The sequence below is a fragment of the Albimonas donghaensis genome (genome assembly GCF_900106695.1).
In the GTDB taxonomy this organism is placed as follows: Bacteria; Pseudomonadota; Alphaproteobacteria; order Rhodobacterales; family Rhodobacteraceae; genus Albimonas; species Albimonas donghaensis.
Genome location: NZ_FNMZ01000018.1, coordinates 1 through 11,526, shown reverse-complemented (window position 1 = coordinate 11,526; position 11,526 = coordinate 1). Strand labels below are relative to the sequence as shown.

The window sequence follows — 11,526 nt, the reverse complement described above, 5'->3', positions numbered from 1 at the left end:
TGTACGCCGGCCTCCTTCCCCGGCGGATATCTTGAATCAGACCGAGACCCCGAGGGGAATCCCCTTCGATTCAATCAGATGGGCTGACGCTCTAGCGTGACAAGGCCCGTCACCGCGCGCTCACCATGTGTCGATCCAGGCGTGCTTCTTGCCCGTCCGCGCGGGCACGGGCGGCAGGCGGCGCAGTCCGTTGGCGATCCAGTCCCGCGTCAGCGCCGGGTCGATGACGTCGTCCAGCCCGCCGCCCATGCCGGCGTTGACCGCACGCGCCGTCTCGTAGGCGCTGGCGACGCGGCGGTCGAACTCGGCCTTGCGCTCCGCAGGGTCATCCATGGCGGCGAGCTCGTTGCGGTAGCCGAGCTTCACCGACCCCTCGATGTTCATGCCCGCGAACTCTGCCGTCGGCCAGCCGACCGTGAAAAAGCCGACCAGCGTGCCCGCCCCGCACATCGCCTGCGCGCCGAGCCCGTAGGCCTTGCGCACGATGACCGTGAACAGCGGCGTCGTCATGTTGGCGCCGGTGTTGAACAGCCGCGTGCAGTGACGCACCAACGCCGTGCGCTCGTGATCCGGGCCGACCATGATGCCGGGGCAATCCACAAGGCTGAGGACGGGAATGTCGTAGGCGTCGCAGAGCTGCATGAACCGCGCCCCCTTGTCGGCGCCGTCCGAATCCACCGCGCCCGCCAGGTGATGCGGGTTGTTGGCGATCACGCCCATCGGGCGCCCTTCGACGCGGATGAAGGCGGTGATGATGCCGACGCCGAACTTCTCGCGAATCTCCAGCACGCTGCCCTCGTCGGCGAGGATGTTGAGCACGTCGCGCATGTCGTAGAGGCGGGTGCGTTTCTCCGGCACGACATGACGCAGGGCGCGCTGGTCTGGGGCGGTCCAGTCCTCGACCGTCCCCTGAAAGTACGAGAGATATTTCTTCGCCGTCGCCACCGCCGCCGCTTCGTCCTTGACCAGGATGTCGACCACCCCGTTGGGCACCTGAAAGGACATCGGCCCGACATCCTCGGGCGCATAGACGCCGAGGCCCCCGCCCTCGATCATGGCGGGACCGCCCATGGCGATGGTCGACGCCTCCGTGGCGATGATCACGTCGCAGCAGGCCAGCAGCGCCGTATTGCCCGCGAAGCAGCGGCCGTTGTTGACGCCGACCAGCGGAACCAGGCCCGAGAGCTGGGAGAAGGTGGTGAAGGTGTGGGTGTCGACGGCGACCCGCGGGCCGGTGTCGTCGTCGCCCGGCCGCCCGCCGCCACCCTCCGAAAACAGGATCACCGGCAGGCGGAAGCGCTGCGCGAGCTCGAACATGCGGTCCTGCTTGTAGTGGTTGCGTCGTCCCTGCGTGCCCGCCAGCACGGAATAGTCGTAGGCGACCGCGATCGCGCGCGAGCGATCGTCGGGGAACAGGTCGCCGTTGATCGAGCCGGTTCCCGCCACCACCCCGTCCGCAGGGGTGGTCCGGCGCAGGGCGTCGAGGTCGAGGCGCTGGTGGCGATGGGCGACGATCAGCGGCCAGTATTCGTTGAAGGACTCCGGGTCGAACAGCTCGTCGAAGCTCTCGCGGATCATGCGGAAGCCGCGGGCCTTGCGCTTGGCCACGGCCTCGGGGCGGTTTTCGTCCAGGGTCATGGCGTGGCGGTCGAAGACCTCCTGCAGGTCGGGGCGGATGTGATCGAGGTCGATCGCCTCGCTTGCCGCCAGGGCGTCGCCCGCGTCCACCTCGGCCTCCTCCAGGTAAACAAGCGGCCAGCCCTCGCGCACCACATCGCCGGGCGACATGGTCACCTCGCGGACCACGCCGGAGCGGTCGGCGGTGATGACGTGTTCCATCTTCATCGCCTCCACCACGGCGACCTGGCGACCGAGCGCGATGCGATCTCCCGGGGTCACGTCGATGGAGACGATCGTGCCCTGGATCGGCGCGACCAGACCCACGGCGCCATCCTTGACCGGCGCGGCTTCGGGCGCGGCCGCCTTCGCGACCTTCACCGCGGCGTCATGCTTGAACAGCGCCAGCGGATCGTCGCGGTCCACGCGGGCGCCGGCATAGCCGCCCGCGTCGCCGTCGCCGGCCGGGGCCGCCTCCGGCGCGGCGTCCTCCACGGCCAGCGTGGCGATCTCCTCGTCCACCCATCGGGTGTGCGTGCGCCCGCCGAGGAAATCGGGATGGGCGAGGATCGCGCGAAGGAAGGACAGGTTGGTCCGCACCCCCTCGAGCCGGAATTCGGACAACGCCCGCCCCGCACGCGCCGCCGCGGCCGGAAGCTCCGGCGCCGGCGAATGGGCGATGACCTTGGCCAGAAGCGAGTCATAGAGCCCGCTGGTCCGATAGCCGCCATAGCCGAAGCCATCGACGCGCAGGCCCGGCCCGCTCGGCGGCTCATAAGCCGTCAGCGTGCCGCCGCCAGGCCGGACGGAACCGTCCGCGCCGATGGTCTCCAGGTTCACCCGCGCCTGCACGGCGTAGCCGCGCGGGCGCGCGACGGCGGGATCGTCCAGCCCCAGCTCGGCCAGCGAGGCGCCGTCGGCCAGCCGCAGCTGGGTCTGCACCAGATCGACGCCGGTCACCGCCTCGGTCACCGTGTGCTCGACTTGCAGGCGGGCGTTGGCCTCGATGAACACGAAGGGCTGCGCGCCGGGGCGGCCGGTGTCGTCGACCAGGAATTCGAAGGTGCCGAGGTTGAGATAGGAGACGCTGCGCGCGATGCGCAGGGCCGCGTCGATCATCTCGTCGCGCAGACCGGGGTCGAGCGACGGGGCCGGCGCGATCTCCACCACCTTCTGGTAGCGGCGCTGCACGGAGCATTCGCGCTCGCCCAGATGCGCGACCGCGCCGTGGCGGTCGCCGAGGATCTGCACTTCCACATGGCGGGCGCGGGGAATGAAGGCCTCGACATAAAGGTCGCCGCGACCGAAGGCGAGCTTCGCCTCGGCCGCGCAGCGCGCGAAGGCCTGCTCCACCTCGTCGGGGGAAAGCACGGCGCGGGAGCCACGGCCGCCGCCCCCGGCGATGGCCTTGATCATCATGGCGCCGCCGGGGCCGAGATCGGCGAGGAAGGCGCGGGCCTCCTCCAGGCTGACGGCGCGGTCGATGCCGCGGTTGACCGGCGCGCCCGCGGCCACCGCCGCCTCCCGCGCCTTGGCCTTGTCGCCGAAAAGGTCGAGCTGCTGCGGCGTCGGGCCGACGAAGGTCAGCCCCGCCTCTGCGCAGGCGGCGGCGAAGTCGGAGCGTTCGGCGAGGAAGCCGTACCCGGGATGCACCGCGTCGCAGCCGGCATCCTGCGCCGCGCGGATCACCGCCTCGATATCCAGATAGGCTGCGGCCCCCTGCGCCGGCAGCAGCATCGCCGCGTCGGCGCGGCGGGTATGCAAGCTGTCGGCGTCGTCCTCGGGATGCACCGAGACCGTGCGCAGGCCCATGTCACGGGCGGCGTTGGCGATGCGGATGGCGATTTCGCCACGATTGGCGATGAGAAGGGTCGAGAGGCTCATGCGGTCAAGGTTCCTGAGGAGGCGGCCAAGGGCGCGCGTGCGCCGCGGGAATGGGGGGAAGCCGGGATCAGCTCATGCGTGCGGGCTCGCCGGCGGCTGCGCGGAGGCCGGGGGCGTTTCCCGGCGCGTCGCATGGAGCGCCGCGCCGGGCATGGCGTTCATTTCGCGGCGGCTCCTTCCCGTTTCGCCGCCGCGGAGGCGCGCAGCGGCGCGATGATCTCATCGTCATGCTCGCCCATCACGGGGGCGGGGCGACGGAGGTCCGGCCGCGCGCCGTCGAGCCGGTAGGGCGGCCCGGCGACGAGATGGCGGCCGATGTAGCGGCGGTCCAGCCAGCGCCAGTATCCCGCCTCGGCGAGCTGCGGCTCCTCATGGAGCAGATGCGGGCGGATGACCGGCGCGGCGGGGACGCCGGCGGCCTGCAGGGCGTGGGCCGCCTCGTCGGGATCGCGGGTCGAGGTCCAGCGCGAGATGACGGCGGCGATCTCGTCCGCGCGCGCAAGGCGTCCGGACGCGTCGGCCAGGCTCGCGTCGGCGGCCAGATCGGAGAGGTCCATAACCGCGCAGAGCGCCCGCCATTCCGCCTCGGTCCGCACCTCCAGCGCCAGCCAGGCGTCCTCGCCCGATGCCGGAAACACGCCCGAGGGCGCGGCGTCGGGGCGGCGGGAACCGGTGCGCGGCACGGGGGCGCCGGTCACCTGCTCTGCGATGCAGGCGGGGGCGGCGATCTGGAACAGGCATTCCACCTGGCCCAGGTCGATCACCGCGCCGCCCTGCCGGTCCCGCCCCCATAGCCCCGCCAGCACGCCGACGGCGGAGAACAGGCCCGCCACCGCGTCCCCGAAGGCGATGTGGCGCAAGGCGGGCGGCCAGTGCGCCTCGCCGCTGACGAAGCACATGCCGGACGCCTGCTCGACCGTGGAGCCGTAGCCGCGCCAACCCGCCTGCGGCCCGGAGGCGCCGAAAGCTCCCATCGAGACATGCACGAGGCCCGGCGAAAGCGCCTGCACGGTCGCCGCATCGAAGCCAAGGCGCCCCAGCACGCCGGGAGCGAAATTGTCCACCAGCGCATCGGCCCCCGCGACCAGCGCGCGGGCCAGAGCCACCTCATCCGGGTTGGTGGTGTCGAGCAGCACGCCGCGCTTGTTGCGGTTCATGCCGATGAACCCGGGGCGCAGCTCCTGCGGGGGCGGGTCCATGTCCGCCATGTCGTCCCAGCCGCGCCACCAGTCGGGATGGGAGCGGGACTCGATCTTGACCACGTCGGCCCCAAGATCGGCAAGATGGCGCGAGGCCAGCGGCCCCGACCAGCCCATGGCGAAATCCGCCACCCGAAGCCCCGCCAACGGCAGGCCCGGGAGCGGCGCGTGACGGTCGGCGCCCTGCCGGGGGGCGCCTTTCTCGATGATGTAAGGCGCGCGCGGACCGACGACCCCATCCGCCCCCAGCACTGGCGCGAAGCTGCCCCGGGCCTGCCAATGAGGATCCTGCGGGGTCTCGCCCGGATGCGCGCAGACGGCCAACGGCACGCGCCTCGCCTGTCCCTCGGCCGCCCACTCCACAGCGGAACGCGCGGCCAGCTTTGGCGCGAAGGCGTTCGAAATCTCCTCGGCGTTGACAACCCGCTGCTCGGACTCGGCGAGACGCGGATCGGCGCCCATCTCGGGCAGGCCCGCCAAATCGCACAGGGCCCGCCATTGCGCAGGGGTCAGGGACGTCGCCCCAAGCCAGCCGTCGCCCGTCGGCCAGTTGGTCTGCGGGAACGTGGGCCAGTAGCGGTTGATGCCCCGCCGGGAGGAAGCGGGCCCGCCCTTGACGAACCCCATCGGCCCGCCCTCGGTGATGACCGTCACGGCCTCGTGGACAGAAGTCGAGACCCGCTCGGGCCCGCAGCCACCGCGCCGCCCGATCAGCCCGCCCAGCGCCGAGATGCACAACGTCGTCCCGGCGATGATCTGGGGCGCTTCGCCCTGCGCCAGCGTCGGCGGGCCGTCGGCCTCGCCGAAAGTGGAGGCGAGGCCGGCGAGCGCCTCGACCACGGAATCGGTTCCCCGCCAGCCGGCGCGCGGACCTTCGGGGTCGAACCAGCCGAGCTCGGCGGTCAGGGCGCCGGGGGCGTCGGGGCCGCCCTCTTCGATCAACGCCAGCGCCGGCGCTTCGGGCGTGCCAGTCGCCTTGCCATCGTCGAGCCAAGCCGCATAGGCCCGCCCGGCCGCCCCGCCGTAGCCGACCGCTTCGGTCCCAGGTCCGTCGGGTCGCGAGACCGCCGCGCCCAGCTGCGCCAGCAGACGACCAGCGAAGCGGATGCCGACCCCGTCTCCACGTTCGATGACGACCAGACCTGTGAGCGGTTTCATTCGGCTTTCTCCATGGCGTTCTCGGTCAGCAGATGGCAGCGCGCCCAGGCGCCCGGCCCGGTATCGACCGGCGCAGGGTCGGTCCCGGCGCAGGGGCCGAAAGCGTGCGGACAGCGGGGGTGGAAGCGGCAGCCCGAGGGCGGGTTCAGCGCGCTGCCAATCTCACCCAGGATCACGTCGGGCGTCGGCCGGTGGTCCGGATCAGGGCGGGGCGCGGAGGCGAGCAGCGCCTCCGTGTAGGGGTGTTGAGGGTTCCCGAACACGGTCTCGGTCGGTCCCTGCTCCACCATCGCGCCGAGATACATCACCCCGGTGTCGTGGGAGAAATGCTCCACCAGCGCGAGGTCATGGGCGATGATGAGATAGGCCACGCCGAACTCGTCCTGGATGTCGGAGAGCAGGTTGAGGATCTGCGCCCGGATCGACACGTCGAGCGCCGAGGTCGGCTCGTCCAGCACCATCGCCTTGGGCCGCATGGCGAGCGCGCGGGCGATGGCGATGCGCTGGCGCTGGCCGCCGGAGAATTCGTGAGGGAACAGAGCCCCCGCACCCTTGGGCAGACCGACGATGTCCAGCGCCTCCTCGATCCTGCGGTCGAGCTCGGCCCGGCCGATGTTCTCGTTGGCCCGGATCGGCTCCGCGATGATCGAGCGGACCCTGAGACGCGGGTTGAGGGACGAGAACGGGTCCTGGAACACCGCCTGCACCTCGCGCCGGAAGAAGCCGAGCGCCGAGCCCGAGAGCCCCGCCACCGACGTGCCGCGATAGAGCACCTCGCCCGCCGTCGGTCGCTCCAGCAGCAGGATCAGCTTGGCGACCGTGGTCTTGCCGCAGCCGGATTCGCCGACCAGCGCGTAGGTCTTGCCCTCCTCGACGCCAAAACTGACCCCGTCTACGGCCTTGACCAGCCCGCTGGGACCCAAGAGGCCGGAACCAACGGGGAAATGCTTTTTCAATCCGCGCACTTCAAGCAGCATGATCGGCCTCATTCCCCGCCAGCCAGCAGGCGGCGGAATGGCCTTCTCCCAAGGCCGCATCGGGGGGGTAGGCCGCGCACTTCGCCACCCGCAGGGCGCAGCGGGGGGCGAACCGGCACCCGGTCGGCGGATTGGCGAGGTCGGGCGGCTGGCCCCCCAGCGCGGTCAGGCGGCGCGACTTGCGCCCCAGCCGCGGGATCGAGTCGAGCAGCGCCCGGGTGTAGGGATGCGCGGGCGCTCGAAAAATGCGGCGCGCGGGGCCGGTCTCCACGATCCGGCCCGCATACATCACCGCGATGCGGTCGCAGATCGAGGCCGCCACCCCCATGTCATGGGTGATCAGCACGATGGCGACGCCGGTCTCCTCCTGGATCTTGCGATAGAGGTCGATCATCTTCACCTGAATGGTGACGTCGAGGTTCGAGGTCGGCTCATCCGCGATCATCACTTCAGGTTCGCAAGCGATGGCCATTGCGGAGACCACGCGCTGCCGCATGCCGCCCGAGAATTGGTGAGGATATTCGTCAAGCCGCGACTCGGGGCTCGGGATCCGCACCCGCCCCAGCACCGCCGCCGCCCCCGCCCGCACAGCGCGCATCCCTTCGGCGAGCCGATGGTAGCGCAGCGGCGCGCCGACCTGATCGCCCACTGTGTAAACGGGGTTGAGCGAGGTCATAGGGTCCTGCGTGACCATGGAGATCCGCCGCCCGCGCCAGTCCCGCGCCAGCTCCTCTTCGGACAGCCGGGTCAGGTCCCGCCCGCCGACGACCACCGAACCAGACGCTATGCGCCCGCCGGGTTTGGGCAGCAGGCGCAGCAGGGACAGACAAGTCATCGACTTGCCCGAGCCGCTCTCGCCCACGATGCCCAGCGTCTCGCTCGGGTCGACATGGAAGCTCACGCCGTCCACCGGGCGCAGCACGCCGCGGCGAAGGGCCAGTTCGGTGACCAGGTTTTCGACTTTCAGGGCCGGGGTCAAAGCTGTCGCCTCCTCGGATCGAGCGCGTCGCGCAGCCAGTCGCCGAAGAGGTTCGACGACAGGCAGGTGAGCATGATGGCGACGCCCGGCATGGTGATCGCCCACCAGGCGTTGGTGATGTAGCCGCGCGCATCGGCCAGCATCAGGCCCCAGGAGATGTCGGGGGACTGGACGCCGAGGCCGAGAAAGCTGAGCGAGGCCTCGAAGATGATCACCTGGCCGATCTGGAGCGTGGCGAGCACCAGCATGGTGTTGACGATGTTGGGCGCGAGATGGCGGTGGAAGATGGTGAACGGTCCGCAGCCCGCGACTTTGGCGAGCGCCACGTAGTCACGCTCCTTCAGGGACAGCACCTCGGAGCGGACCAGCCGCGCGTACCAGGCCCAGTAGGAGACCACGATGACGATGATCACGGTGTCGAGACCGGGGTCGAGCACCGCGGCGAGGATCAGCGCCAGCGCCAGCGACGGGATCGACATCTGGATGTCGACCAGCCGCATGATGATGACGTCCGCCCAGCCGCCGAAATAGCCGGCGATCATGCCGACCAGCGCGCCGATGCCGCCCGACAGCACGATGGCCCAGAGCGCCACCACCAGCGACACCCGGGCGCCCGAGATGATCCGGGCGAGGATGTCCCGGCCCAGATTATCCGCGCCCAACGGATGCGCCCAGCTCCCGCCCTCGACCCAGGCCGGGGGCATGAAGGCCGCGCGCAGGTTCAGGAGCGTCGGGTCATGCGGCGTCAGCGCATCGCCGAAGACCGCGGCGACGATCAACAGCAGCAGCAGGCCGCCCGACAGATACGGGATGCCGGCGGCGAGGACCCGGAACCGCCGCCCACCGGCGCGGACCGCGGTCGCGGCAGGGACGTCCGCTTCAACGGCCATGACGGATCCTCGGATCGATGAAGCCGTAGCTCAGATCCACCAGCAGGTTCGCCGCCACGAACACCACCGCCGAGAACAGCACCCCCGCCTGCACCACCGGGAAATCGCGCGAGAACAGCGCCTCGACCACTGTGCGGCCCATGCCGGGCCAGGCGAACACCACCTCGACCACGAAGGACCCGCCCAGCATCGCCGCGAAATACACCCCCTGCATGGTCACCAGCGGGATCGCGGCGTTGCGCAGCGCGTATTTCCAGACGAGCACCCGCTCCGGCGCCCCGACGGAGCGGCCCATGCGGATGTAGTCGCTATCCAGCACGTCGAGCATCGCCGAGCGCACGATGCGGGTTTGCGCCGCCACCGGATACCAGCCCAGCGCGATGGCCGGCATGATCACATGCGCGGGCGTTCCCGCCCCGAAAGCCGGCAGCCAGCCGAGCTTGACCGAGAAGAGCATGATCATCAGCAGGCCGATCCAGAAGTTCGGCATGGCCTGCCCCAGCATGGCGAAGCCCTTGGCGAAGCGGTCGAACCAGGACCCCCGGTAGACCGCCGACAGCACCCCGAACGGCACCGCGATAACCATCGAGAAGGCCAGCGCCACCACCGACAGATACAAAGTGGCCGGCAGGCGTTCCAAAATGAGGTCCAGCGCCGGCATCTGCCAGCGGTAGGACCGCCCGAAGTCGCCATGCAGCGCGTCCCAGGCGAAACCCAGATATTGCTCCCAGATCGGCAGATCGAGCCGAAGGCTCTCACGCACCTGACGGACCACTTCCTCGGGCGCTTCGGGGGGGAGCATCAGCACCACCGGGTCGCCGCTGAGGCGTGTGATGAGGAAGATGACGAGGCTGGCGCCGACGATGCTCAGGAGACCCTGAAACACCCGGCGCGCGAAATAGCTGGCCATGCGCGGCGGCTCCTGAAGTCGTGAAAGGGAAGGCGGCGTCCGGGCGCGCGAGGGCGCGTCCGGACGCCGGGGCTCACTTCTTCAAGCCGATCTCCTGGAAATTCCGCCAGAAACCGGGCCACGGCCAGGGCGTGTAGTCCACCTTGTCCTCGCGCCAGGCGAAGGTCACGAGAGGGCGGTACGTGGTGATGCCGCCCAACACCTGCTCATGCTTGATCTTGCCGATCTCGCGCAGCTTCGCTTCCCGCGCCACGGGGTCCATGATGGTGTTGCTCTCCTCGATGGCCGCGTCGAGGCTGGCGTCGCTGTTCCAGGAATAGCTGCCCCAGCCGCCGTCGGGCGCGTAGGTGTGCAGGTGGCCCCCCCAAGGGATCCCGGGATCGCCGGGCACGCCATGTCCCCACATCGTGGCATACATCGCCCCGTTGAGCGCCGGCGTGTCCGGCGCCCGGCGCCCGAGGCTGATCCAGGCGCCGTATTCGACGTTCTGCATCTTGCAGCGGATGCCGATGGTAGAAAGATAGGCGTACATCGCCTCGCCCATCTCCTTGATGTTGGGCTCGCGCGGGGTGGTCAGGTTGATGCAGTCGACGTCGAAGCCGTTGGGATAGCCCGCCTCGGCGAGCAGCTTCTTCGCGAGCACGGGGTCGTAGTCGTAGAGCTTCAGGTCAGGGTCGTAGCCGGTGGAGCCCTTGCCGACCTCGGCGTAGCGCTCGCCCTGCCCGAACAGCACGCTCTCGATGATCGCGTCCATGTCGAAGCCATGGGCCACGGCCTGCCGCACCTTCAGCTTGCGGAAAGGCGAGTCCTCGGGGATCAGGTCGAGCGCGAGGTAGAGGTTGTTGCCCGAGACGCGCGAGGCGGTCGCCACCCCGTCCATCGCCTTCACGTCGGCGAGCATGGCGGGCGGCACCGCGTCGATCCAGTCGACCTCTCCAGTCTGGAAGGCGGCGACGCGGGTCAGGTCCTCGGGGATGACCTTGATGACCAGGTTCTTGACCGAGGGCCGGTGCTCCTGGTTCCAGTAGCCGTCATAGGCCTCGAGCCGCAGCTCCTCCTTGATCGAGCGGGAGACGAACTTCCACGGGCCGGTGCCGACGGGGTTCTGGCCGAAGGCCTCGTCCCCGACCTCCTCGAAGTATTTCTTGGGCATGGCCCAAAGTTGGAGGTTGTTGACGACGTATGTGGCGTCCGGCTTGGAGAAGTGCAGCCGGAAGTGCAGGTCGTCGACGATCTCGAATTCCGAGACGTTGGCCTGATAATGCGACCAGCGCGAGATCGCGGGGTCCTTCAGGCGGCTGTAGACGAATTCGAAATCGGCCGAGGTCAGCGGGTCGCCGTTGTGGAAAGTCACGCCGGGGCGGATCTTCACGTCGATGATCGGCAGGCCGTCGGGGCCGGTCTGCAGCTCCCAGCTTTCGGCGAGCCAGTTCTGCGTGCTCCCGTCCGGGTAGACTTTCACCAGCTGTTCGAACATCTGGCCGATGAAGTAGGTGTCGACGCCGGCCGAATAGCGGGTCGGGTCGAGGGTGGTGGCCTCGGCCGCGAAGGCGGCGACGAGGGTGTCCTCTTGCGCGACGCCCGTCGATGGGGCGGCGAACGCAAGAACGACGGCGGCCGAAGCCACCAATCCGAGTCTGCGCATGTCTTCCTCCCTGCCAGCCTGGTTTTATGGGTCAAGCCGGAGCGGATCCGACCTTCCTTGGTTGGGCTGACATCTGTCAGACTAGAGGCGAGTGCGGCATTATGTCAATTTTGTTTCACTCACTAACGTAAGTTTTCACATGCTTGGAAAAGCGGAGCCAATCTCCACTGATGTGGTCCCCGCTTCCCAGACAGGCGGCTAAGCTTGGTTCGTCGCAGATCGAGGACGAACGAGATGAAGACGAAGAGGCGGCATCACAGCGCCGCG

Annotated in this window: 7 protein-coding genes; all 7 read right to left on the bottom strand. The window is 69.5% G+C overall.

All coding sequences use genetic code 11. The features are described 5' to 3' along the window. Positions 1–120: 120 nt before the first annotated feature. Entirely contained in the window at positions 121–3,501 is a 3,381-nt protein-coding gene (locus BLV24_RS21200) for an acetyl-CoA carboxylase family protein (RefSeq protein WP_092685659.1), read from the bottom strand. A gap of 158 nt (positions 3,502–3,659) precedes the next feature. Then, positions 3,660–5,858 (bottom strand): CaiB/BaiF CoA-transferase family protein, encoded by a 2,199-nt coding sequence (locus tag BLV24_RS21195; RefSeq protein WP_092685657.1) that lies wholly within the window; start codon positions 5,856–5,858, stop codon positions 3,660–3,662. Next, positions 5,855–6,835: an ABC transporter ATP-binding protein gene (locus BLV24_RS21190; protein WP_092685655.1), complete on the bottom strand. Its 981-nt coding sequence runs from the start codon at positions 6,833–6,835 to the stop codon at positions 5,855–5,857. The genes BLV24_RS21195 and BLV24_RS21190 overlap by 4 nt, the downstream gene beginning before the upstream one ends. After that, on the bottom strand, positions 6,825–7,814 hold the full coding sequence (locus BLV24_RS21185) for an ABC transporter ATP-binding protein (RefSeq protein WP_218133490.1): 990 nt from the start codon (positions 7,812–7,814) through the stop codon (positions 6,825–6,827). Before BLV24_RS21185 ends, BLV24_RS21190 begins: the two co-directional genes overlap by 11 nt. Next, positions 7,811–8,704 (bottom strand): ABC transporter permease, encoded by an 894-nt coding sequence (locus BLV24_RS21180; protein WP_092685653.1) that lies wholly within the window; start codon positions 8,702–8,704, stop codon positions 7,811–7,813. The genes BLV24_RS21185 and BLV24_RS21180 overlap by 4 nt, the downstream gene beginning before the upstream one ends. Continuing rightward, positions 8,694–9,614 (bottom strand): ABC transporter permease, encoded by a 921-nt coding sequence (locus BLV24_RS21175; protein WP_092685651.1) that lies wholly within the window; start codon positions 9,612–9,614, stop codon positions 8,694–8,696. The genes BLV24_RS21180 and BLV24_RS21175 overlap by 11 nt, the downstream gene beginning before the upstream one ends. A gap of 73 nt (positions 9,615–9,687) precedes the next feature. Then, entirely contained in the window at positions 9,688–11,259 is a 1,572-nt protein-coding gene (locus BLV24_RS21170; RefSeq protein WP_092685649.1) for an ABC transporter substrate-binding protein, read from the bottom strand. Positions 11,260–11,526 lie beyond the last annotated feature (267 nt).

Coding starts and splice junctions, on each gene's coding strand:
- BLV24_RS21200 (WP_092685659.1), bottom strand. CDS start 3,501: ATGAGCCTCTCGACCCTTCTCATCGCCAATCGTGGCGAAATCGCCATC.
- BLV24_RS21175 (WP_092685651.1), bottom strand. CDS start 9,614: ATGGCCAGCTATTTCGCGCGCCGGGTGTTTCAGGGTCTCCTGAGCATC.
- BLV24_RS21180 (WP_092685653.1), bottom strand. CDS start 8,704: ATGGCCGTTGAAGCGGACGTCCCTGCCGCGACCGCGGTCCGCGCCGGT.
- BLV24_RS21190 (WP_092685655.1), bottom strand. CDS start 6,835: ATGCTGCTTGAAGTGCGCGGATTGAAAAAGCATTTCCCCGTTGGTTCC.
- BLV24_RS21195 (WP_092685657.1), bottom strand. CDS start 5,858: ATGAAACCGCTCACAGGTCTGGTCGTCATCGAACGTGGAGACGGGGTC.
- BLV24_RS21170 (WP_092685649.1), bottom strand. CDS start 11,259: ATGCGCAGACTCGGATTGGTGGCTTCGGCCGCCGTCGTTCTTGCGTTC.